Source organism: Massilia rubra, from assembly GCF_011682065.1.
Taxonomy (GTDB): domain Bacteria; phylum Pseudomonadota; class Gammaproteobacteria; order Burkholderiales; family Burkholderiaceae_D; genus Telluria_A; species Telluria_A rubra.
In genome coordinates this window covers 212,850-234,930 of record NZ_VUYU01000005.1, presented here as the reverse complement: position 1 = coordinate 234,930, position 22,081 = coordinate 212,850, and the positions used below count along the sequence as shown (strand labels likewise).

Below are 22,081 nucleotides of genomic sequence, written 5' to 3'. Positions count from 1 at the left end.
AACTAGCTTTGATAGGATGATAATTATCTGCTACGCTCAAGCTTCTACATAACGGAGACTTCCATGCTGAAACCACCCATGCCCAACATCCCCGGTGTCGGCGCCGTGACCGACACGCTGGACTTCGTCAAGAATTTGTGGGGAAGCATGGCCGTGCCGGGGATGTCCTTCCCCAACATGGCCATGCCGCCCGTCTCGCTCGACGAGCTGGACAAGAAAATCGCGGACCTGAAAGCCGTCGAGGCCTGGCTCAACATCAACGTATCTATGCTGCGCGGCACCATCCAGACCATGGAAGTGCAGCGCGGCACGATCGCCACCTTGAAATCGATGGGCGCGACCCTGGCGGCGGCCGTCAAGCAGCCGGGTGCGGATGAAAAATCGGTGCTGGCGGCGGCGCCGTTCGCGTCGGCATTTTTCAGCCAGCCGGCACCTGCACCGGCCAAGGCGCCGGAGCCAGTCAAGCAACAGGAAGCGCCGCCAGTGAACGCGATGAACAATCCCGTGGCGTGGTGGAACATGCTTCAGGAACAGTTTAACCAGGCGGTAACGACGGCGATGACGCCGGAAGCGGGCGCGGACAAGGCCGGCCAGGCGGGAGATGCTGGAGGGAAAGCAGCGCAGCAGGGAGCATCAGGGGGCGCGACAAACGCCAACCAGGCCGAGCCGGAAAGTGCGGCCAAGGCCGCATCGCGCCGCGCCAAGCCGAAAAGCGACGCTTAGCGCAAAGGCACTTTCTTAAAAAGCGTCATTCCCGCTAACGTAAAAACCGTCATTCCCGTTAACCTTAAAACCGTCATTCCCGCGCAGGCGGGAATCCAAGGCACCGTCGCTTAGCGTAGAGGCCTTGGATTCCCGCCTGCGCGGGAAGTCATTTCTGCCAGTGGCGGGAATGACGGTTTTGAGGGTATTGGCTGCGCGCTCACGCCAGTCGCTGGATTCTGAAAGCCAGCACTTACACGAGCCGCTGACTCCTAAAACCCAGCACTTACGCCAGTCGCTGAATCCTGATCGCGTCGATCAAGCCATCTTCCTGGCGTTTGATGGTCGAAATGGTAATCAAACCATCTTCCGCCATCTGTTTGACTTGCTCATGCACAGCCTGGAACGAGGGCACGGTGTCGCCCTTGGCGGCCACTGGCCGAATCCATGCACTGCTGCCTACACGCATTTTTTCATAGACTTCATTTGCGATGTCGCGCATGTACGTCCCTTTCTTCTTGAATGCGGAAACTTCCGCGCAGTGAGCAGTTTATCACCAGCAAGCGTGGGGACAAGGGCAAACGTGAAAACGGCTCAGGATGGATCAACACCGCCGGCCCCATCGGCCGCTCCCGGCGCCAGTGCGGCAAGCTGTTCCATGAGCTGGGCGAAGCGCTGTTGCCCCGGCAAGACTTTGTCCACGTGAAGCAACACCTCGGTTGCCTCGGCCGCCAGCTCGGCGTCAAAACCAAGCTGTTGCATATGGGAAATCAGGATCTGCGCCGAGTTGAACAGGATGCGCAGGTTGTTCGGCAAGCTCATGCGCGCGCTGCGCATCCAGGCCACCGCTTCGGGCAGCTTGCCGGTTTTCCATAGCGACACGCCCTGGTTCATCAGGTCGCTCGCTTCCTTCTTCGAGGAACGGATCAGCGCCAGCCCCTCGTCGCTCATGTGGGCGCGGTCGAAGATTTTTTGCACGTCGTCGAGCAGTTGCAGGTTGTCGTGATTGTTCCTGATCACGTAACACAGCAGCTCGACCGGCGAATCACGGTGTCCGACGGAAAACAGCAACGTCGCCAGTTCCAGGCAGGTGGGCGTATCCGGGCGTTCAGGATTGGTGACCAGCAGTTCGTCGAGTTCGTCACCCGCCTTGCGCGCGCGCTGGAAGTCGCCGCTCTCGTGGTGGACCATGCCTTCGGTAATCTTGCAGCGCAGCTGGACTTGCTCGCCTGAAAATTCGCGCTGGGCCAGCACCAGCAATTGCATCGCTTCCTTGGTGTCGAGCTTGAGCCCGCAGACGCGCGCCAGGCCAAGATAGGCGTCGACGGTTTTCATCACCGAATATTCACCAATCGAAATGCATTTGCGGAACGCTTTTTCAGCCATAGCCACATTGCCCAGCTTGAGCGACACATGACCGAGCGCGCGCTGGCGCATCACCGAATTGGGCGAGAGCTTGGCGGCGCGTTCGAGCACGGCGCAGGCCTCCTCCATCTGCCCCATGCTCTGGTAAGTGAGCGCCAACTGATCGTACGCGTCAATGTAGTAGCGATTCTCGGAAATGACGCCCTGGAACATCTGGCGCGCCTGCTCGTATTCACCGTTGGCCATGCGGATCCTGGCTAGGCCCGACTTGGCCCACTGGTAATCGCGCTCCTGCAGCACCCTTTCATAGGTTTCGCGCGCTTTTTCGGGCTCGCCACTCTTGAGCATCAGGCGCGCCTTCATCCGCAGCAATTCCATTTCGTGCAGCTTGTTGGCCGCGATCTGGGAGTCGCACATTTTGGCGGCGCGCAGGTAATCCTTTTCGGCAAACGCCTGGTCGATCTGCTTGAACACCTGTTTCTTTTGCCACACGCGGTTCAGCCGGGTCAGCAGCACGCCCTCGGTAATCGGCTTGATCAGGTAGGCGTCGGGCTGGTGTTCGGCCGCGCCCATCACGGATTCGATACTTTTCTCGGCCGACACCATCAGCCAGACACTGCTCGGCAGCAGCAAATTGCGCACGCGCGCTTCTTCCAGCACTTGCTGGCCGTTCTTGCCCTCGCCCAGGTTGTAGTCGCACAGCACCACGTCGTAGCGGATGCGCGCCAGCATGGCGATCGCTTCGCCGCCGCTCGAGGCCTGGTCGATGTTCTTGGCGCCCAGGTTGCGCAAGCTTTCGCGCAGCAACTGGCGGATGCCGATGAAGTCATCCACCACCAGGTAATTCTTGCCGGCCCAGTCGACCAGGTCGATGCTGGTGGCAAGGTTGGCGGTCGGCTTGGGATCGACGATCATGGCAGGCTCAGTACAAAGCAGGCGCCGCCGTACGCGCCGCCGTTTTCCAGGCGCAGGCGGCCGCTGCGCTGGCGGTGCTTGTGCATCTTGGCCACTTCGCTGGAGAAATACAGACCCAGGCCGGTGCTGTTGGTCAAAAAATTCACGCCCGCGCTGGCGCCGTGCATGGCCGACACACCGGCGCCCAGCATGGCGTTTGAATAGCCGCCGCCATTGTCTTCGATGCGGATTTCCAGGTCGCCGTCGACCACCTCGATGGCCAGGCGGATGGTGTCCTTGGTGTAATGAATGGCATTGTTGATTGCATGCCCGAGCACGCCGACGATCAAGTCTTCGTCCACATGCCAGACCAGGTCGGGGTCGGCGCTCGTTTCCAGCTTGATATGGCGCGAGTCGAGCAGGACGCGCCCCGCGCCGGCCACCTGGGCCACCAGGTCGCCCATCGCCAGCGGCTGCATGTCGAACGGATAGGCAGGTTTACCGACCTGCTTGTAGAGGGCCAGCAACTGGATCAGGTTGTCGTTGAGGCGCTTGGTCTGGTACAGCATGTGCGCCATCTGGGGATAGGCGGCCTCGGCGCCAGGGACGGCTTGCGCAAGCAAGGTTTCCAGGGTGCCGCTCAGCACGCTGACAGAGTTTTTCATATCGTGCGCGGTAGACGCAAGAAACAAAAACAGCTCGTTCGACTCGGGCGCATCGTCCATCGTGATCGGCTCCAGCCACGCTGGGCGCGGCGATCGATTGCAGGAAAGTTGCTACATGCCAATTATAACCGGATGACAAGGGGCCCGGTTCGCTATCCTACCTCGCCACGGCGCCTTTCGCGCAACAGGAAACGGGCCGGATCGAGCGCCGCGACCAGGTCCGCTTCGAGCGGCAACGGCTCGCCATTGAGTTGCGCGGCCAGCAGTTCGGCCGCCAGCGGCGCCCAGGTCAGCCCGCGCGAGGCGTAGCCCAGCAAGCCGTACACGCCCTGGTGGCGCGGCACGTCGCGCAGGCGCTCGATGCGGCCGGCCGCCTCCGGGTCGGGCAAGGCGCCCACCAGCGGCATGCGGTCCGGCGCCACGCAGCGAAAGCCGACGCGCCCCAGCAGCGGCGCGTCGCGCCCGAGTGCGGGGTCGCCCAGCATGGTGCGGATCTTGTCCAGGTTCTGGTCCTGGCTGGCCTGGCGCAGGGCCGGATCGTCGTCATCGTCGTAGCTGGCGCCCAGGCTGTGCAAGCCGCCGACGGCGGGTGTCAGGTAGGCTTCGCGACAGAGCACGAAGGGCAGCGCCGGCGCGGCGCCTTCGGCCAGGTGGGTAACCTGCCCGCGGACGGCGGCCAATGGCAGGCCGGCGGCTTGCGCCACGTCGGCCGCGCCGGTGCCGTTGGCCAGCACCAGCACCGGCGCTTGCGCCAGCACCTCGCCGGCGGCGTCGATGGCGCACCAGTCGGCGCCGCGTTTTTCGAGCGTCACGGTGCCGGCGCCGAAGCGGCGTGTCAACGCTTCGCCGCAGGCGGTGAGCATGGCGCCGCAGGCGCTGGCGGGCTTGATCCAGCCACCCTGGCGGAACAGCCAGGCCCCATCCGGTGCGGGCGCGCCAAGCAGTTCGGTCGCTTCCGGGGCTTCCAGCCACTCGGCAAAATCAAGCGGGTAAGGGTGGCTTGCGGCGATGGCGCGCTGGACCTCGGCGTGGGCGGCGTCGCGCGCCAGTTGCAGCACGCCGCAGCGGGCTTGATCAATGCTGTTCTCGTCGATGCGGTTCCAGTAGGCTTGCGCATACAGGAAGGCGGCGCGCGACAGGCGCGTCATCAGGTTGTCGTCTTTCGACAGCAGCGGCATGGTAATGCCGGCCCGGTTGCCGGACGCTTCGCGCGCCGGCTGCGCATGGCGTTCGATCAAGGTCACCTTCCAGCCGCGCACGCACAGGCGCTCGCAGGCGGCGGCGCCAGCCAGGCCAGCGCCGATCACGATGGCGTGGCGCGCGCGCGGCGGCGCCGCTTCGGCCTGCGGACGGCGGCTGGCATAGACGGCGCGCTGCCCGCCGGGTTCCCAGGCAAAGCCGGCGCGCGCCAGGGTCGCCACTTGCGCGTGCGTCAAGCCCTCGGCGTCGAGCAGCGCACCCGGCGCGGCGAGCTTGCCCAGCGCGTGGGCGAAGCGGGTGCCGGCGTCATGGACGTCGTGCAGCCAGATCACGTCCAGCCGCGCCGTCAGTTGTTCGAGCGCGCTGTCGAGCGGCGCGCTGAGCAGGTCGAGCGTGACCGCGTCTTCAATTTGCGGAATGCGCCGGTAGCCGGGCAGCGCTTCATTGGCCAGCGCAATGTAATGCAGGCGCGCGGGCCGGCGCGGGTCGTTGCGCCAGGCGTGCAGCGTCTTTTGAAAGGTCGCGCCATCGCCGTAGGCGGCATCGAAAATGACGAAGTGGGCGCGTTCGCCCCAGATGCTTTGCCAGTTCATGCGCGCCGCTTCCCGTGACGGAAGCAGTTGGCGGCGTGGTCGTCGATCATGCCGATGCCCTGCATGTAGGCGTACACGATGGTCGATCCGACGAACTTGAAGCCGCGCTGAAGCAGGTCTTTCGAGAGCCGGTCCGACAACTCGGTTTTGGCCGGCGAGCGCTCGTCGCCGCTGTAGTGGTTGACGATCGGCTGGCCGTCGACAAAACCCCACAGGTAGTCGTCGAGCGAACTGCCTTCGGCGCGCAGGCGCAGGTAGGCCTGGGCGTTGGTGATGGCGGCGGCCACTTTGAGCTTGTTGCGCACGATGCCGGGATTGGCCAGCAGTTCGGCCACCTTGGCGGCGTCGTAGCGGGCGATTTTTTCGGCATCCCAATGATCGAAAGCGAGACGGTAGCTTGCGCGCTTGTTCAAGATCGTTTCCCAGCTCAGGCCCGCCTGCGCGCCTTCCAGGTTGAGCATTTCGAACAGCGTGTTCTCGTCGTGGCAAGGCACGCCCCACTCGTGGTCGTGGTAATCGAGATAGCGTTGATTGGCCGGGTTGGCCCAGGAGCAGCGTTCAATAGTCATGACGTCAGTATAGTTCAAGGCGGCGGGCTTAGCACCTTCGCCAGCACATCGATTCCGTGCACGATCTGCGCCGGCGTGAGCGACGAAAACCCCAGCAGCAGGCCGGGAGCGAATGCGCACGCGGGCGTGGCCGAGCGGTTCGCATAATACGCCAGCGCGCGCGTTTCGATGCCCTGCTCCAGGGCGCGCGCCACGACCGTCGCTTCATCGTGGCCGCCCAGGAAATGCACGGCCAGATCGAGGCCGGCGTCGGACGGGCCGACCAGCACCTTCTCGCCCAGCCGCCCGGCGATGGCGTCCAGCAGCGCCGCGCGCCGTTCGCCGTAGGCGTCGCGCGTGCGCCGGATGTGGCGGCCAAAATGGCCGTCCGCGATGAAGTCGGCCAGCACCATCTGCGGCACGATGGCGGTGTGGCGGTCCATCACCGCCTTGGCGCGCACCACCGGTTCAACCAGCGCCGGCGGCGCCACGATGTACCCGAGGCGCAGGCCGGGGAACAGCACCTTCGACAAGGTGCCGACGTACAGCACGCAGCCGGCGCGGTCCAGGCTTTGCAGCGACGCCAGCGGCGGGCCGGTGTAGCGGTACTCGCTGTCGTAGTCATCCTCGATGATCCAGGCGCGCTTGGCGGCGGCCCAGCGCAGCAGCTCCAGGCGGCGCTGCAGGCTCATGGTCACGCCGAGCGGCAGCTGGTGCGAAGGCGTGGCCAGCACCATGCGCGCGTCAGGGTAATGCGCGATGCCGTAGGCGACGTCCATGCCGTCGGCCGTCACCGGGACCGTGCGCACGTTGGCGCCGGCGGCGAACAGCGGTGCGCTGGCCCCCTGGTAGCCGGGCGACTCGACCCAGACCTCGTCGCCAGGCGCGAGCAGCAGTTGCGAGAGCAGGAACAGGCCCTGTTGCGAACCGGAGGTGATCACCACCTGTTCGGGCGTGCAGGTCACGCCGCGCGAGGCGCGCAGGTAGACGCACAGCAGCTCGCGCAATGGCGCGTAGCCGGCCGGGTCGCTGTAGCCCATGTGGTAGTCGGGATGGCGCCAGCGCCGCCCCTCCAGGCGGCTCCAGACATCGAACGGAAACAGGTCGAGCGACGGCATGCTGACGCGGAAAGGACGCAGTTTCCCTTGATGGAAGCCGACGCTTTCCATGGCCGTGGCGTATGCCTCGCCGCGCGCGGACAGGGGGCGCATCGGCGCCAGCGTGGCCTGGGTAGCCTGCGGGGCGGGCGCGGCCTGGGCCAGGTGCTCGCTGATGAAGGTGCCTTTGCCGACGGCGCCACTGAGGTAGCCTTCGGCGCCAAGCTGGTCGTAGGCGTTGAGCACCGTCTGGCGCGAGACCGACAGCAGGCGCGCCAGTTCGCGCGTGGGCGGCAGCTGCATGCCGGCGCCGAGCGTGCCGCGCAGGATGGCGTCCTTGATCTGCGCGTAGAGCTGGCGGAACAGGGGATCTTGTGTGCCGCGCGCGAGGGGCAAGGCGGCGAGGATGTCGGTGACGAGCATGGCGATCTTTAAATTGGTCTTCACATAATCGCGTGAATTGGATATTTGAGCAAGCCAAAGCGGCGCATAAGATGATCGCTTGGCCGCCGCACCCACTGCATTAGTACCGCCAACAGTACCCCGTCGTTCCCGCGCAGGCGGGAATCCAAGGCATCTGCGATCCGCATAGAAAATTGGATTCCCGCCTGCGCGGGAATGACGGGGGTTGGTGCGGTGGCACTAACGTCCGGTAGCGCTACACACAGACCTTTGGAGAAAAAATGCAGCAATTCGAAGCACAACTGGCCTGGCAGCGCGGTGCGCAGCCGTTCCTGGACAACCGCTACAGCCGCGCCCACGCCTGGACCTTCGACGGCGGCCTGCGGGTGCCCGCCTCCTCGTCGCCCCTGTCGGTCGCGCCGCCGATGTCCGACCCCGCCGCCGTCGATCCCGAAGAGGCGCTGGTCGCGGCGGTGTCGAGCTGCCACATGCTGTTTTTCCTGTCGCTGGCCGCGCGCGCCGGCCACGTGGTGGACGCCTACCTTGACCACGCCATCGGCACCATGAGCAAAAACGCCGACGGCAAGATGGCCATGACCCGCATCGTGCTGCGTCCGGCGATCAGCTTTGCCGACGGCACCGGTCCGGACGCCGCCCAACTCGACGCCCTGCACCACGCCGCCCACGCGCAGTGCTACATCGCCAATTCGATCAAGGCCGACGTGGTCATCGAAGGGAGTGCATAAGATGTACGGACCTTCCTGTTTCGACGAGATCCGCCCCGCCCTGCTGCACGGCCTGATCGACGAGCACCCGCTGGGCGCCGTCATCACGCACGGCGACGCCGGCCTGGACGCCAACCACATTCCGTTCTTGATCGACGCCGCCGACGCCGACGCGGTAGCCGGCGCGGTAGCCGACGCGCCCTTCGGCATCCTGCGTGCCCACGTTGCGCGCGCCAATCCGCTCTGGCGCCACGAAGGAGAGACGCTGGTGGTGTTCCAGGGTCCGTCGGCCTACATCACGCCGGCGCTGTACGAGGACAAGAAGATCAGCGGCAAAGTGGTCCCGACCTATAACTACGCAGTGGTGCACGCGCACGGCCCGCTGCGCGCCATCGAAGACCCGGCGTGGATACTCGCGCTGCTGGCCCGCCTGACCGCGCGCCATGAAGGCACGCAGGGAACGCCATGGACCATGGACGACGCCCCGCCCGGCTTCATCGAGCGCCTGGTGGAGATGATCGTGGGGATCGAAATTCCGGTCACGCGCATGCACGGCAAATGGAAGGTGAGCCAGAACCGCTCGCAGAACGACCATCGGACGGTCATGGCGGCCATGGATGCGCCGATGGCGCAGGCGATGCGGCGCCGCGCGCAAATCTAACGCGGCGTCACTTTGTCGGTGGCGAGCACCAAACGCCGCGGCTTGGCGCCGGCCGCTACCTGCACCTCGTCGACATTGGTCACCAGCCTGGCCTCGCCATCGGTTAGCGCCTGTTCCAGATGGTGGATCAGGCGCGAGAAAACGCCCTCGTGCCGGGCTTCGGGCGTGCTGTAGATGCCGGCCCAGGCATTGCGCCCGGAGCGCTTGACCAGGTACAGGCCCTGGTCGGCCAGCTCCACCACTTCGGACCACGATAACAGGCGCGGTTCTTCCGGCACGAACGGAAAGCACGCAAACCCGATCGAGCAGGTCTTGCGCACGGCCGTCCCGTCGGGAAGCACGAAGTCGCGATTGGCGACGGCCTGGCGAATCCGTTCCGCCACCACCTTGGCGTCGTCGCGGTGCGTGGCGCGCGCCAGCACCAGGAACTCTTCGCCGCCCCAGCGGATCAGGTAATCGGACTCGCGGAACACTTCACGCAGGCGCTCCTGCATCTGCACCAGCACCGCGTCGCCGGCCGCGTGGCCGTGCAAATCGTTGACTTCCTTGAAGTGATCCAGGTCGACCATGAAGAACACCAGGTCCTTGCCCGGCGCGTTCTCGCGTTCGACGGCGCCGTTGCGCAGCGGGTCGTCGTAGCCGCGCAGGCTCATGACCACGTCGGCGTCGACATGCTGCAAGAAGAAGCGGCGGTTGCGCAGGCCGGTCAACTGGTCGGTCAGGCTCACCTCTTCCAGCGCCTTGTAGGCTTGCTCGAGTTCGAGGTTCTTTTCCAGAAGCTGCGCCTGGGTCGCGCTCAGGGCCTTGAGCGTGGCCGCCACCTGCAGGTAGGCGCCGGCGTTATCGAGGGCGATGGCGCCGTACGCGCACAGGGTGCGGAAAATCAGCCGCTCACGTTCGCGGTAGGCGTTCGCCTGCAGCGACTGCACCGTCATCACGCCCAGCACCCGCTCGCCGATCAACAGCGGCGCAAACAGCAGGCTCAGTGTCGGCAGCGTACCGGGGATCAGGTTCGGCATGTCGTCTCCGGCATTGAGGTCGAGCAGGATCTCGCAGCGCTCGCGCACGCAGCGCGCCGAGTTGGCATGTTCGTCGGTGAGCGAATAACGCGTGGCCGGCAGCGCCTTGCCCGCTTCCACACCGAAGGCGCAGCTCAGGGAACTGCCGTCCGCATCGATCAGGAAGATGGAAAAATGGGTGGCGTCGAGCAAGCCATGCACATGGCGGTCGAGCGCGCGGAACACGGCGGCGGCGTCGAGGTGGGTGGTGATCTCCTGGCCGATGGCCGACAAGTGTTCGAGCGTGGCGCTGGTCTGCTGCAGCACCTCGGCGCGCTTGGCTTCGGCGGCGGCCAGCTGGCGATGATGCTCGCCTTCGGTCTTGGCGCGTTCGGTCTGGTACTGCACCTGCATCGCGACGGCGCGGTTGGTCGCTTCCTGGCTGTGGGTCTTGTCGCGCGCGGCGCCGGCGCGCAGCGCGATGTCGTAGGCTTGCGGGTAATCGCCCACGCTGGCGTATTCGCGCGCCACCGCGTCATACAGGTCGCCAGGCACCGTGTAGCCGTCGATGGTGGCCGCCACCGCCATGGCCTGCCGCAGGTAATGCAGCGCGGGACTGGGCGCATCCAGCGGCGCGGGACCGGGCAGGCTGTGGCGCGCGTGGATCTCGGCCAGCACCTTGAGCGCGGCGATCTGGTTGTACGAGTCGCCGTGTTCTCGCGCCAGCGCCAGCGCGGCGGCGGCTTTGTCGAGCGCATCGTGCGGGCGGTTCATGTGCGACAGCGCATGCGCCTGGCCGCGCCGCGCGCCGCTTTGAAAGTCGGCCTGGCGCAGCGCTTCGCCGCGCGCTTCCAGGCGCGCAAAGCTTGCCAGCGCCGCCGGATAGTCGCCGCCGTCGAGCGCCAGGTCGCCTTCGTATTCGAGCGCGATGGCGTAGGCGCGCGACCCGGACATGGGCGCGAGCGTGGCCAGCGCTTCGTGCAGCAGTTCCAGCGCCGCTTCGCGCTGGCCCAGCTGGCGCAGGGTTTCGGCGGTCTGCATCAGCGCCAGGCCAATGCTCATCGGCCAGCCGGTTGGACGCGCCAGGTCCAGCCCGCGCTGCATCCATTCGAGCGCGGCGTGGTGCGCATTGAGGCTGGTGAAGGCGTTGCCGATATTGGTGGCGACGTTGATCGCGCGCCGCACCTGGCCGGTGGCCAGCGCCGCTTCGAAGGTGTTCATCAAGAGGCCGATGGCGCGCCCGAAGTCGCTGGCCTGGAAGGCGGCGGTGCCGAGGTAGTCGTTGATCCAGCCGGCGGCGGCCGGGTGCAGGCCTTTTTCGGCGGGATCGAAGCGCTTGCCCCAGCGTTCATTGGCCGAGTGCAGGTTGCGGAAAACCGCGAACAAGGCGGCGGCGGCGTCGATCACGTCGGCGCGCAAACGGTCGCCGGCGCGCCAGACGTCATGCGCGGCGCCCGCCAGTTCGGCGTCGCTGGCGGCGGCGTTGCCGCGATCGACTTCGATCCAGGCGCGCAGCCAGCGCGCGTCGGCGCTGCCGATCGAGTCGTCCTGGCGGTGGAATTCTTCCCAGGCCGCGTCGGCCAGGGCGCGCGCGGCGTCGAGCTGGCCGTCCAGCCAGGCGGCTTCACCGTCGATCAGCTGGCAGCGCGCCTGTTCCAGGCGCCGTTCCGCTTCGGGCAGCAGCGCCAGCAAAGGCGCGGCGTCAAGCGACAGGGTGCACGCGCGCGCAGGGTCGCGCTGGCGCAGGTGCCAGGCCAGCGCCAGCATCGGCTTCAGGCGCGCGAGACCGTACTGGGAAGAAAGCTCCTCTTCCAGTTGCGCCAGCTCCTGCTCCACTGCAAACATTTCTAGCAATCGACACCCCTGAATTTGCCGCCGCATCGTCGATGGACTCGCCCGTTATTATTTCACAAACAGGCTGCCAGAAGTCAGAAATGTTTCATATCAGCAACGATACAGCCGCCGAAAAGCTCAGGAAGGACAGTGCGGTCGAGACCAGGATGATACGCGCCACCCTGCCGGTGTCGGCGCCGAAGCGTTCGGTCAGCAGCGCCACGTTGCTGGCGCTGGGCAGGCAGGCGACCAGCACCAGCACCGTCAGGGCGGCCGGGTCGATGGGAACGCCGAGCCCGATGGCGGCATGACCGATGGCGAGCAACAGCAAGGGGTGGATCAGCAGCTTGATCAGGGCAATCGGGACAAAATCGGCCAGCGCGGTGGCGCCGCTGGCGTTCATCTGCGAGCGCGCCAGCACCGCGCCGATGGTAAACAGCGCCACCGGCGAAGCGGCGTCGGCCAGCAGGCTGATCGTGCTCATCAGCGGCTGGGGCAGCACAAGGCCGACCCCGGACGCCAGCGCGCCCAGCAGGATCGACCATGGCATCGGGTTGCGCAGCATGCCTTTGAGCGCATTGCGCAGGGCCGTAGCACTGCTCTGCCCGCCTGACGGGCCGAGCCGCGACAGGGCGATGCACAGCGACGTCGTGATCACCAGGTCGACCACCAGCGCCACGATTACCGGCCCGGACGAGCGCGGCCCCAGCAGGGCCAGCAGCAGCGGCACACCCATGAAGCCGGTGTTGGGAAAAGCCGCCACCAGCGCCCCGAAAGCGCCATCGTTCCAGCCGGCGCGGCGCAAGGTCAGCAGCATGGCCAGGCCCACCGTCGTCAGCGCGCACAGCAGGTAGACGCCGAACAGGCCGGCGTCGAGCAACTGAGTCAGCGGCGTGGTCGAGCCGAAGCGGTACAGCAGGCACGGCAAGGCAAAATACAGGACGAAGCTGTTCAGGCCCGGAATGGCCAATTGCGGCAGCAAATGACGCCGCACGGCAAGGTAGCCGCACAGGACCAGGGCGAAAAACGGGAAGGTAATGGCGAGGATGGCGAGCATGAGCGGTCATTGTAGCGTGACCGCTCAGCTCGTGCCCGCGTCCCCTCCGCCGCCGATATCGACGATCCGCCGCGCGGCGATGCCGGCCTTGCTTATGGGCGATGCTACTGGCCGGTTTTTTCCGTCCCCGTGCCCGAACTGCCCATGGCCTTGCTCTTGTTGCCGTGTAGTTCTTTCGCCGCATTCAGATGCTGGTCCACGGTCGGCGTCATGCGCGTGATCAGCGCCTTGATATCGGGATCCTTGGTGCGGCCCTGCGCTTTGCTCAGCATGCTGTGGGTTTTCTTGTGCTCGGCCACGCCGGCCTGCGCCATGTAGGCGCGGTCGAAGGCGTCGCCCGACAGCGCGGCCAGCTTGTCGACCTTGGCCTTGTGCGCGCGGTCCAGGGTGGATGGCAGGGTGACGCCCTTGGTTTGCGCCAGTTGCTGCACCTCGCCCAGCGCCTTGGTATGGTCGTCGATCATTTGCTGCGCATATTTCTTGACCTGCTCATCCTGGCTCTTGCCCTGGGCGGTGCGCGCCGCCTCGATTTCGGCCATATTGGCCATGGCCAGGTCGGTGACGATCTTGCGGTCGGCGCTGGCGATCGTGCCGGTACCGGTGCCGCTGGCGGTGCTGCCTTGGGTCCCGCCCTGGCCGCTCGCGCCCTGCCCACCGGCCATCCCGCTGCCACCTTGTCCGGTCCCGCCTTGTCCGCTGCCGCCTTGGCCGGTGCCGCTCTGGCCGCTTGCGCCTTGCCCGGCGCCAGCCTGTCCGCTGCCGGTCTGTGCCTGAACAGCCAGGCTGGCGCACAGCGCAGCCGCAGCGCACATGCCGATCAATCCTTTTACTGATTTCTTGTTGAACATGTCGATCTCCTGATGAGGTTGGGGTTGGCGCCCGCGCGAGGGCGCCTGTCTCGTTTGGACCGCGCTCCGCGCCCGCAAGTTCAACCAAATCGGCGCGCGCAAATGAAAACACCGCCGGCAAGCGGCGGTGTCTGTCTGCGGCGAAGCGCGAATCAGTCCTGGTACATTTTGGCGTACTTGAGCCCGTAATAGATGACAAACAGGTAGCAGGCGGCCGGCACCAGGAACGACAACTGCACGCCGAACGCATCGGCCAGCACGCTTTGCGCCAGCGGCACCACTGCGCCGCCGACGATGGCCATGCACAGGATGCTCGAGCCCTGCCCGGTGAATTTGCCCAGCTTGTGCAGCGCCATGCTGAAAATGGTCGGGAACATGATCGAGTTGCACAGGCCGACCAGCAGGATCGCCCACATCGCCGTCATGCCGCTGCCGAACACCGCCACCATGATCAGCGCGATCGAGCAGGCCGCATTGAAGGCCAGCGCCTTGCCCGGGCTGATGTAACGCATCGCCGCAAAGCCGATGAAGCGGCCAATCATGGCGCCGCCGCCGTAGATGGTGACGTATTTGGCGGCGGTGTCGGCGCTGAACGCGGCGATGTTTTTTTCGCCCATGAAGTTGATCAGGAAGCTGCCGATGCTGACCTCCGCGCCCACATATAAAAAGATCCCGAGCGCGCCCAGCACCAGATGGCGGTAGCCGGTGACCGAGGCCTTGTCGTCGCTATGATCGGCGGCGGCAGCGTCGTCGCTGTCGGCAATGGCCGGCAGGCGCGCCATGGCGAAGAACAGCGCCAGCGCCACCAGCAGCGCCGCCATCATCAGGTAGGGCAGCTGCACCGTGGCCGCTTCGTGCGCGCGGTACGCGACCTGTTCGGCCGCCGGCAGTTTTTTCAGGTCGTCCAACGAGAGCACGGTGCTCGACAAAATCAGCAGCGCGCCCAGATACGGCGCCACCGTGGCGCCCAGCGAATTGAAAGCCTGGGTCAGGGTCAGCCGGCTCGATGCGGTGGCCGGGTCGCCCAGCACCGTGACGTAGGGATTGGCCGCCACCTGCAGCACCGTGATGCCGGCGGCGAGCACGAACAGCGACAGCAGGAACAGCGCATAACCGGCGTTCGCGGCCGGATAGAACATGGCGCAGCCGGTGGCGGCGATGGCCAGGCCGGCCACGACGCCCTTCTGGTAGCCGATTTTCTTGATCAGGAAGCCGGCCGGCAGCGACACCACCAGGTAAGCGCCGAAGAAGCACAGCTGCACCAGCATGGCCTTCACGTAGCTCAGCTCATACACCGACTTCAGATGGGGAATCAGGACGTCGTTCAGGGAGGTGAGGAAGCCCCACATGAAAAACAGGATGGTGATGACGATCAGCGGGCCGGTATGGCCCTGGTGCGCACCCGGCGCCTGCGGCACGGCCTTGGCCGTCGATACGTGTTGCATGCTACTCCTTCATGTTAATCGAGCCCCCTTTCATCTGTTCCGACAAAAACGCCGATACACCGAGGAACGCGGAATGCTTTTCCGTGAGCGGATACGTGCGTATCCGCACCATGGAAACGCGCGGGGAAGGGCCGGCCAGTACGCCGCGAACCGGCTGCGGGCCGCGGCCGGACAAGACCGGCGCGGCCGAAGCGCGTACATACGCGCGGCGCGCTGGCAAGCCCAGCGCAGCCGGAATGATACCCGACCGGCCGGATTCGCTCGCGCGAGCGCCCGATTCCGGCGCCCGCCCGAGCGGCGCCGCGCCCGACCCGATGTGCATATTCCGCCTCCTCCCGGGCCACGACCGCGCAGCCGCGAAGCGGGCGCTTACACCGCCCGCATCGGCCAGCCGGCGCGCATCCTGGAAGGCGCCAGCACTCATTTCAGGTCGGCGCACTTGAGTGCGTCCTTCTCGAGCGCGGCGCCGCCGGCCACCTCGATATTGGCAAAGGCGGCGTGAAATGCCGCGTCGCTGGCCACCGCGAACGGCGTTTGCACCCTGGCCAGGTCGGCGCCTTTGGCCGTGAAGCAGGCCAGCGGAATCCTGACGGTCTGCTTGGCCTTGCCCACCAGGCCCTTGAACACCGCTGTCAGGTCGAGCGCCGCGCCGTCCATCGACACCAGTACCTTGCCGGCCGGTGCGCTGGTGACGATGGTATCGAACTGCAGCGCGCCATCCTTGGTGGCAAACGCCGGCAGGGCGAGCGCCTTGGCGCCATGCGCCTCCAGGCGCGCCGGGCCGCTCCAGAAGACGTTCTTGGCATCCTGCTGGGTATTCACCTGCGAAGTCTCGATCTTCACGCCGGGCTGGGTGAAGGCGTTGTTCAAGTCGGCGCCGAGCGCGCTGCGCTTCTCGCCCACCACCACGAACAAAGGCCAGGTGGCGCGGTCCGACTGGTTAAAGACCGGGTACAGATTGGTCACGCCGCAGCCGCCGTCGGCATAACCGGCGTCGAGCTGGCCGACCTTTTGTTTGCTGGCGTAGGTCAGGCCGTAGCCGGTCTTGAACAGCGGCGCGTAATCGGCGTCGCCCACATTCACCGTCGCCTGGCAGATCGACTTGGGCCACGAGAACGACAGCTTGCCCTTGAAACCATGCGCGCCCTTGAACAGCACATCGGCCACGCCCTTGCCTTCCGATCCGGGCAGCCAGGCGGCCACAAAACTGTCGGACAAATTCATCAGGTCATTGGTATAGAGTGCGCGGCCCGACACCAGCACGGTCACCACCGGCTTGCCCTTGCCGGCGACGGCTTTGAGGACCGCCAGGTCTTCCGGATAGCGTCCGCTGTGGCGCAAGGTGCCGGACGGACCGATATCGCCGCCGAACTCCGCGTACGGCGTTTCGCCGATCACCGCCACCACCGTATCGAAAGCCGCCACGTCGACGCCCTCGCCGGTGGCGCTGTAGGTCACGTTGGCGGCGCCGGCGGCGTCCTTGATGCCGGCCAGGATCGTTTCGCCGTTCGGGAAATCGCTGTTCTTGTTGTCGGTGCCCTGCCACGTCAGCGACCAGCCGCCGGTTTGCAGCGACAGGTCGTCGGCGCTTTTACCGACCACCAGGATCTTCTTGCCGCGTGCCAGGGGCAGCGCGCCGCCGTCGTTCTTGAGCAGCACCAGCGACTCGCGCACCATCTGGCGCGCCAGTGCGCGCGCCTGCAGCGCTTCCGGCTTGCCAGCGTATTTTCCGGCCGACGGCTTGTGTCCGAACAGGCCCGCGCGCAGCTTCACGCGCAGGATGCGCGTGACGGCGTCGTCGATGCGCGCCATCGGAATCTCGCCCGCTTCCACCTGCTTGATGGTGTTGGCGATAAAGGCTTTCCAGTCGTTCGGCACCATGATCATGTCGATGCCGGCGTTGATCGCCTGGGCGCAGCTGTCGTTGCGGCAGCCTTTCACCTGGCCGATGCCGTCCCAGTCGCTTACCACCAGGCCGTCGAAGCCCATTTTGGTCTTGAGGATGTCGGTCAACAGCTCCTTGCTGCCATGGACCTTGCCGTAGTCCTTGCCGGACGATACATCGACCCAGCTGTTAAACGAGGCCATCACCGTCTGCGCCCCGGCGTCCAGCGCACTATAGTAGCCGGCCCCGTGGATATTCATCATCTGCGCCGGCGTGGCGCGGGTGACGCCCTGGTCCTTGCCCTGGTCGGTGCCGCCGTCGCCCATGAAGTGCTTGGCGGTGGCGACCACGTTGGCGTCGTCGCGGAACTTGCCCTGCATGCCGCGCACGTATTCGGCGGCGTAGCTGTTTACCAGCGCCGGATCTTCCGAAAAGCTCTCGTAGGTGCGGCCCCAGCGATCGTCGCGCGTGACCGCCAGCGTCGGCGCGAACACCCAGTTGATGCCGGTCGCGCGCACCGCCTTGCCGACCGCCTCGCCCATTTGCAGCGCGAGCTTCTTGTTATGCGCCGCGCCCAGGCCGATATTGTGCGGGAACAGGGTGGCGCCGTACACATTGCTGTTGCCGTGCATGGCGTCGATGCCCCAGATGACCGGCACTTTCACTTTCATGTCGGTGCTCATCGACGCGTCGTAGAATTTGTCGGCCAGCGCGACCCAGTCGGCCGCGGTCGCGTACTTGTTCCCGTTCGGCCAGCTGCCGCCGCCGTTGAGGACCGAGCCGATATAGAACTCGCGCACCTGCTCGGGGGTGATGGCCTTGATTTCGGGCTGGGTAATCTGGCCGACTTTTTGCGCGAGCGTCATGCCGGCCACGATGCCGGCGACTTTCGCTTCGAGCGCGGCGTCCGGGGCGACGGCGCTGCGTACGCGCGGCCAGTCGGTCAGGTTGCGGGGAGCGGCGCCGGCGTGGCTGGCGTGCAGCAGCGCGACGGCTGCGATAAGACAGGATTGCTTGATCATGGTGTCAGTGCGAAAAAGTGGAAATGCCTGCCGGTGAAAACCGGTACCAGGGTCCGTTCTGCTGCTGCCAAAAGTTGGAAACGCTCCCAACCGACGATCAATAGTGCGACGATGAAGAAATTTTGTCAATCATAAGATTGCGTAAATGGCTTGGCAGGGGCGGGAACGGCGAGGCGGCGCAGCAGCCGCCTCGCGCCCTACTCCGCGCGGCGCCTGGCCGGCTTGCCCAGCGATGCGCGCACCGTCACGCTGATCGGAAACTCGCGCTCGACCGGGTGCGCGCTGCCGTAACAGCGATTGAGCAGCGCATTGAGCCCGCTCAGGGTCACGTCGCGCCATGGAATGTGCACCGACGTCAGGCGCGGCGCCGAAAACTGCGCGCTCGGGGTATCGTCGTAACCGAGCACCGACACATCGCCCGGCACCGCCAGCCCCACGTCCTGGAAGTACGACAGCGCGCCGACCGCCATTTCGTCATTGGCGCAAAACAGCGCCGTGAACTTGTGCCCTGACGCCACCAGTTCGGCCGCCGCGTCCCATCCGCCCTGCGGCGAAAAGTCGCTCTCGGCCACCCACATCTTGTTGGTAGCGATGCCGCTGCGTTCCAACTCGCCCATGAAGCCGGCGATGCGCTCGACGTTGTCGGGCGAGGTCGATGGCCCGGCGATCACGGCGATCTTGCGATGACGGTGCTCCAGCAGCGCGCGCGCCGCCGCGATGCCGCCCTGCGTATGGTCGGCCGAAAAGCACTGTTCGGGAATGCTCTCGACGCTGTGGCCCAGCACCACCACGCGCGACTGCTTCGGCCCGAGCGCGGCGATGTCGTCGTCGGTCAGCAGATTGGTCAGCAAAATCAGGCCGTCGCAGCCGCGCTCCATCAAGAAGTCGATGCCTTCGATGGCCTGGCGCCGCGCGTCGCCCGAGCCGACCCCGAACGCGACCACCATGTGCAGGCCGGCGGCGCGCAGCGCCGTATCGATCGACTGCAGGATGGGGGTGTAGAAGGTGCCCTTGAGGACCGGGATGTACACGCCGATCATCTGCGAGGTGCCAGAGAGCAGCGAGCGCGCCGCGTGCGACGGGCGGAAATCGAGTTCCGCGATGGCTTTCTTGACCCGTTCCAGCGTCGCGGGCGAGACCGAGCCCTTGCCGCTGACCACGCGCGACGCGGTCCCCAGGCCTACGCCGGCAAGGCGTGCTACGTCTTTGATATTGGCCACGGCGTCCTTTGCTTGTTCAATTCAAGACCATTAGTTTAGTAAATACAGCGAAAGCATACCGCAAACGTCGGATTATGCATGCCCGGCGCCTGCCTTTCCAGTCCCGATTACAGGCGTTGCTCGCTGGCCTTGTCGAACAGCGACACGCGCGCCGCATCGACCGCGAAGCGCACCGTCTCGCCCAGCGCGAACACGCGCGTGTCGTTGACGATGGCCGAGAGCTGCTGGCCGGCGGTGGCGATCCACACGATCTGGTGGTTGCCCATCGGTTCGACCAGCGCCACCTTTCCTTCCAGCGCGCCGTCGTCGGCGATGCGAATGTGCTCGGGACGGATGCCCAGCACCAGCGCCTGGCCGGCCGCCGCACCCGCGGCGCCCCCTTCCAGGCGAAAGCCGTTGCCGGCAAAGCAGCCCTCAAGATCGAGCGCGCCATCGATGAAGTTCATCGATGGCGAACCCAGAAAGCCGGCCACGAACAGGTTGGCCGGCCGCTCGTACACCTCGGCCGGCGCACCGATCTGCAAGATTTTACCGGCCCGCATGACCACGATGCGGGTGGCCAGGGTCATCGCCTCGACCTGGTCGTGGGTGACGTAGATCATGGTCGAGCGCAGGCTATGGTGCAGCAGTTTCAGTTCGCGCCGCAGTTCCGCGCGCAGCTTGGCGTCCAGGTTCGAGAGCGGTTCGTCGAACAAAAACACGCCCGCTTCGCGCACCAGCGCGCGCCCGATCGCCACGCGCTGGCGCTGTCCGCCCGAGAGCTGCGCCGGTTTGCGCGCCAGCAGCGGTCCCAGATGGAGCATGTCGGCGGCGCGCGCAACGCGGCGCGCAATCTCCGCCTTGGGCGTGCCGTTGATGCGCAGCCCGAACGACATGTTCTTTTCCACCGTCATGGTCGGATACAGCGCGTACGACTGGAACACCATGCCGATATGGCGCTCGCTCGGGTCGGCCCAGGTCATGTCTTCGCCGCCGATTTCCACCGTGCCGGCGCTGACATCGATCAGCCCCGCGATGCTGTGCAGCAGGGTCGATTTACCGCAGCCGGAAGGCCCCAGCAGCACCAGGAATTCGCCCTCTTCCACCGCCAGGTCGAGGTCCTTGATAATTTCGTTGCCACCGAGGGTGATGCACAGCTTGCGGACACAGACATTCGACATGGATTACCCTTTGACCGCGCCGGCGGCGATTCCGCGCACGAACCAGCGCCCTGAGATGAAATAGATCGCCAGCGGCACCAGCGATGTGAGGATGGTGGCGGCCATGTTGACGTTGTACAGGCGCGTGCCGGTGGTGGTGTTGATCACGTTATTGAGCTGCACCGTCATCGGTGCGTTGTCGCGTCCCGCGAACACCAGTCCCAGGATGTAATCGTTCCACACGCCGGTGACCTGCATGATCGCCGCGACCACGATGATCGGCAGCGACATCGGCAGCATCACGTGGGCGAAGATGCGAAAGAAGCCGCCGCCGTCGATGCGCGCGGCCTGGAACAGTTCATGCGGAACGGCCGCGTAGTAATTCCGGAACAGCAAGGTCATCACCGGCATGGCGAAGATCATGTGCACCAGCACGATGCCCGGCAGCGACCCGAACACCCCGAACGCGGCCAGCACCCGCACCAGCGGATAGATCATCACTTGCAGCGGAATGAAGGCGCCGATCATCAGTATGGCGAACAGCACCGAAGCGCCGCGCGGCTTCCAGAACGAGAGCGCGTAGCCGTTGATGGCGCCGATCAGGATCGGCAGGATGGTGCTCGGCACGGTGATCGCCACCGAATTCCAGAAGCCGCCGCGAATGCCTTCGCACAAGGCGCCGGTGCATGCCCCGCTCCAGGCGCTGCGCCATGGCTCGAAGGTGATCTGCAGCGGCAGCGCGAAAATATTCCCGAGCCGGATTTCTTCCATCGGCTTGACCGAGGTGACCAGCATCACGTACAGCGGCAGCAGGAAGAACAGCGCGGCGGTGATCAAAAAAGCGTAGATACCGATACGCGCCGGGTTGAAGTAGGAGCGGCGCTTCATGCGCGACCCTTGCGGCTGCGCGCATACGCATACGGCGCCAGCATGGCCAGCACCGGCACCAGCAGCACCACCGCGCCGGCCGAAGCCAGGGCGATGTTGGCGCGCCCGAACAGGTGATCCATGATGAACTTGGCCGGCACTTCGCTGGCCGTGCCGGGGCCGCCCTGGGTCATGGCGACGACCGCGTCGAACAGCTTGACCACGGCGGTCGTGAGCAGCAGCAGCACGGTGGCAATGGTTGGCCACATCATCGGCAGCACGATCGACAGGTACACGCGCCAGGCGGGAATGCCGTCCAGGCGCGCGGCCTTCCAGATTTCGCCGTCGATGCCGCGCAGGCCGGCCAGCATCATCGCCATCACCAGGCCGGAAGCCTGCCACACGGTGGCGATGACGACCGTGTACATGACCATGTCCTGGTCGACGATCCAGTCGAACGAAAAGCCCGCAAACCCGAACTGGTGGGCGGCTTGTTCGATGCCGTTGCCGGGCGTGAGCATCCATTGCCACACCAGGCCCGTGGCGACAAACGACATCGCGTACGGATACAGGAAGATCGTGCGCAGCACGCCTTCGCCGGTCACGTTCTGGTCGATGAACACGGCCAGCAGGAAGCCGATCACCAGGCAGGCACCGATGAACAGCACGCCGTACAGGGCCAGGTTATTGAGCGAGAGCAGCCAGCGTTCGTTCTCGAACAGGCGCGTGTACTGCGCCATGCCGACAAAGGTATCGGACGGGAAGCTGCGCGAGTTGGTCAGCGAAATGCGCAGCGACCAGAGCACCGTGCCGAGGTAGCCGACGATGACGGTAAGCGCCATCGGCAGCAGCGCGGCGAACGGCGTGGCTTGTTTGGCGAAAGTGCGGGCGCGGGGATGGCGGTGGCGCATGGCG

General features: G+C 65.7%; 19 protein-coding genes. 3 read left to right on the top strand and 16 right to left on the bottom strand.

Annotated elements, in window-relative coordinates; all coding sequences use genetic code 11:
- Positions 1 to 63: 63 nt before the first annotated feature.
- The gene (locus F0185_RS09645) at positions 64 to 723 is read left to right on the top strand and encodes a PhaM family polyhydroxyalkanoate granule multifunctional regulatory protein (RefSeq protein WP_229476865.1); all 660 of its coding nucleotides are present in this window, start codon (positions 64 to 66) and stop codon (positions 721 to 723) included.
- 265 nt (positions 724 to 988) lie between these two features.
- On the opposite strand, the gene F0185_RS09640 is transcribed toward F0185_RS09645, so the two are convergent.
- The 6 genes from F0185_RS09640 to pdxR all read right to left on the bottom strand — a co-directional run bounded on the left by F0185_RS09640 (position 989) and on the right by pdxR (position 7,511).
- Positions 989 to 1,204: a hypothetical protein gene (locus tag F0185_RS09640; protein ID WP_099874024.1), complete on the bottom strand. Its 216-nt coding sequence runs from the start codon at positions 1,202 to 1,204 to the stop codon at positions 989 to 991.
- A 92-nt stretch (positions 1,205 to 1,296) separates the two neighbouring features.
- Positions 1,297 to 2,982, bottom strand: a complete 1,686-nt coding sequence (locus tag F0185_RS09635; RefSeq protein WP_167223797.1) for a response regulator — start codon at positions 2,980 to 2,982, stop codon at positions 1,297 to 1,299.
- Positions 2,979 to 3,626: a sensor histidine kinase gene (locus tag F0185_RS09630; RefSeq protein WP_229476863.1), complete on the bottom strand. Its 648-nt coding sequence runs from the start codon at positions 3,624 to 3,626 to the stop codon at positions 2,979 to 2,981. The genes F0185_RS09635 and F0185_RS09630 overlap by 4 nt, the downstream gene beginning before the upstream one ends.
- A gap of 152 nt (positions 3,627 to 3,778) precedes the next feature.
- Positions 3,779 to 5,419, bottom strand: coding sequence for an FAD-dependent 5-carboxymethylaminomethyl-2-thiouridine(34) oxidoreductase MnmC1 (mnmC1, locus tag F0185_RS09625; protein ID WP_167223795.1), 1,641 nt, complete (start codon positions 5,417 to 5,419; stop codon positions 3,779 to 3,781).
- Positions 5,416 to 5,988: a DNA-3-methyladenine glycosylase I gene (locus F0185_RS09620; protein ID WP_167223794.1), complete on the bottom strand. Its 573-nt coding sequence runs from the start codon at positions 5,986 to 5,988 to the stop codon at positions 5,416 to 5,418. The genes mnmC1 and F0185_RS09620 overlap by 4 nt, the downstream gene beginning before the upstream one ends.
- Before the next feature lie 14 nt (positions 5,989 to 6,002).
- Positions 6,003 to 7,511 carry a MocR-like pyridoxine biosynthesis transcription factor PdxR gene (gene pdxR / locus F0185_RS09615; RefSeq protein WP_370663992.1) on the bottom strand — a complete coding sequence of 503 codons (1,509 nt, stop codon included), beginning with the start codon at positions 7,509 to 7,511 and terminating at the stop codon, positions 6,003 to 6,005.
- A gap of 236 nt (positions 7,512 to 7,747) precedes the next feature.
- Here pdxR and F0185_RS09610 point away from each other — a divergent pair, with 236 nt between their 5' ends.
- A complete protein-coding gene (locus F0185_RS09610) occupies positions 7,748 to 8,212 on the top strand; it encodes an OsmC family protein (RefSeq protein ID WP_167223793.1) in 465 nt (154 codons plus the stop codon).
- Position 8,213: 1 nt separating this feature from the next.
- Positions 8,214 to 8,852, top strand: a complete 639-nt coding sequence (locus tag F0185_RS09605; protein ID WP_167223792.1) for an FMN-binding negative transcriptional regulator — start codon at positions 8,214 to 8,216, stop codon at positions 8,850 to 8,852.
- On the opposite strand, the gene F0185_RS09600 is transcribed toward F0185_RS09605, so the two are convergent.
- The 10 genes from F0185_RS09600 to F0185_RS09560 form a co-directional block, all read right to left on the bottom strand.
- Positions 8,849 to 11,695 (bottom strand): sensor domain-containing diguanylate cyclase, encoded by a 2,847-nt coding sequence (locus F0185_RS09600; RefSeq protein ID WP_167223791.1) that lies wholly within the window; start codon positions 11,693 to 11,695, stop codon positions 8,849 to 8,851. The genes F0185_RS09605 and F0185_RS09600 overlap by 4 nt on opposite strands.
- A gap of 94 nt (positions 11,696 to 11,789) precedes the next feature.
- Positions 11,790 to 12,740, bottom strand: a complete 951-nt coding sequence (locus F0185_RS09595; RefSeq protein ID WP_167223790.1) for an AEC family transporter — start codon at positions 12,738 to 12,740, stop codon at positions 11,790 to 11,792.
- A gap of 104 nt (positions 12,741 to 12,844) precedes the next feature.
- Entirely contained in the window at positions 12,845 to 13,588 is a 744-nt protein-coding gene (locus F0185_RS09590) for a DUF4142 domain-containing protein (protein WP_229476862.1), read from the bottom strand.
- 152 nt (positions 13,589 to 13,740) lie between these two features.
- A complete protein-coding gene (fucP, locus tag F0185_RS09585) occupies positions 13,741 to 15,033 on the bottom strand; it encodes an L-fucose:H+ symporter permease (protein ID WP_167223789.1) in 1,293 nt (430 codons plus the stop codon).
- A 1-nt stretch (position 15,034) separates the two neighbouring features.
- Positions 15,035 to 15,355, bottom strand: coding sequence for a hypothetical protein (locus F0185_RS34410; RefSeq protein WP_223164481.1), 321 nt, complete (start codon positions 15,353 to 15,355; stop codon positions 15,035 to 15,037).
- A 98-nt stretch (positions 15,356 to 15,453) separates the two neighbouring features.
- A complete protein-coding gene (locus tag F0185_RS09580) occupies positions 15,454 to 17,940 on the bottom strand; it encodes a glycoside hydrolase family 3 protein (RefSeq protein ID WP_167223787.1) in 2,487 nt (828 codons plus the stop codon).
- A gap of 197 nt (positions 17,941 to 18,137) precedes the next feature.
- On the bottom strand, positions 18,138 to 19,160 hold the full coding sequence (locus F0185_RS09575) for a LacI family DNA-binding transcriptional regulator (RefSeq protein ID WP_167223785.1): 1,023 nt from the start codon (positions 19,158 to 19,160) through the stop codon (positions 18,138 to 18,140).
- A gap of 107 nt (positions 19,161 to 19,267) precedes the next feature.
- Positions 19,268 to 20,320 (bottom strand): ABC transporter ATP-binding protein, encoded by a 1,053-nt coding sequence (locus F0185_RS09570; RefSeq protein WP_167223783.1) that lies wholly within the window; start codon positions 20,318 to 20,320, stop codon positions 19,268 to 19,270.
- 3 nt (positions 20,321 to 20,323) lie between these two features.
- Positions 20,324 to 21,187: a carbohydrate ABC transporter permease gene (locus F0185_RS09565; RefSeq protein WP_167223781.1), complete on the bottom strand. Its 864-nt coding sequence runs from the start codon at positions 21,185 to 21,187 to the stop codon at positions 20,324 to 20,326.
- Positions 21,184 to 22,077: a carbohydrate ABC transporter permease gene (locus F0185_RS09560; RefSeq protein WP_167223779.1), complete on the bottom strand. Its 894-nt coding sequence runs from the start codon at positions 22,075 to 22,077 to the stop codon at positions 21,184 to 21,186. Before F0185_RS09560 ends, F0185_RS09565 begins: the two co-directional genes overlap by 4 nt.
- Positions 22,078 to 22,081: the final 4 nt, after the last annotated feature.

Coding starts and splice junctions, on each gene's coding strand:
- F0185_RS09605 (WP_167223792.1), top strand. CDS start 8,214: ATGTACGGACCTTCCTGTTTCGACGAGATCCGCCCCGCCCTGCTGCAC.
- mnmC1 (WP_167223795.1), bottom strand. CDS start 5,419: ATGAACTGGCAAAGCATCTGGGGCGAACGCGCCCACTTCGTCATTTTC.
- F0185_RS09645 (WP_229476865.1), top strand. CDS start 64: ATGCTGAAACCACCCATGCCCAACATCCCCGGTGTCGGCGCCGTGACC.
- F0185_RS09620 (WP_167223794.1), bottom strand. CDS start 5,988: ATGACTATTGAACGCTGCTCCTGGGCCAACCCGGCCAATCAACGCTAT.
- F0185_RS09565 (WP_167223781.1), bottom strand. CDS start 21,187: ATGAAGCGCCGCTCCTACTTCAACCCGGCGCGTATCGGTATCTACGCT.
- F0185_RS09640 (WP_099874024.1), bottom strand. CDS start 1,204: ATGCGCGACATCGCAAATGAAGTCTATGAAAAAATGCGTGTAGGCAGC.
- F0185_RS34410 (WP_223164481.1), bottom strand. CDS start 15,355: ATGCACATCGGGTCGGGCGCGGCGCCGCTCGGGCGGGCGCCGGAATCG.
- F0185_RS09570 (WP_167223783.1), bottom strand. CDS start 20,320: ATGTCGAATGTCTGTGTCCGCAAGCTGTGCATCACCCTCGGTGGCAAC.
- F0185_RS09560 (WP_167223779.1), bottom strand. CDS start 22,077: ATGCGCCACCGCCATCCCCGCGCCCGCACTTTCGCCAAACAAGCCACG.
- F0185_RS09590 (WP_229476862.1), bottom strand. CDS start 13,588: ATGTTCAACAAGAAATCAGTAAAAGGATTGATCGGCATGTGCGCTGCG.
- F0185_RS09600 (WP_167223791.1), bottom strand. CDS start 11,695: ATGTTTGCAGTGGAGCAGGAGCTGGCGCAACTGGAAGAGGAGCTTTCT.
- fucP (WP_167223789.1), bottom strand. CDS start 15,033: ATGCAACACGTATCGACGGCCAAGGCCGTGCCGCAGGCGCCGGGTGCG.
- F0185_RS09610 (WP_167223793.1), top strand. CDS start 7,748: ATGCAGCAATTCGAAGCACAACTGGCCTGGCAGCGCGGTGCGCAGCCG.
- F0185_RS09595 (WP_167223790.1), bottom strand. CDS start 12,740: ATGCTCGCCATCCTCGCCATTACCTTCCCGTTTTTCGCCCTGGTCCTG.
- F0185_RS09580 (WP_167223787.1), bottom strand. CDS start 17,940: ATGATCAAGCAATCCTGTCTTATCGCAGCCGTCGCGCTGCTGCACGCC.
- F0185_RS09630 (WP_229476863.1), bottom strand. CDS start 3,626: ATGAAAAACTCTGTCAGCGTGCTGAGCGGCACCCTGGAAACCTTGCTT.
- F0185_RS09635 (WP_167223797.1), bottom strand. CDS start 2,982: ATGATCGTCGATCCCAAGCCGACCGCCAACCTTGCCACCAGCATCGAC.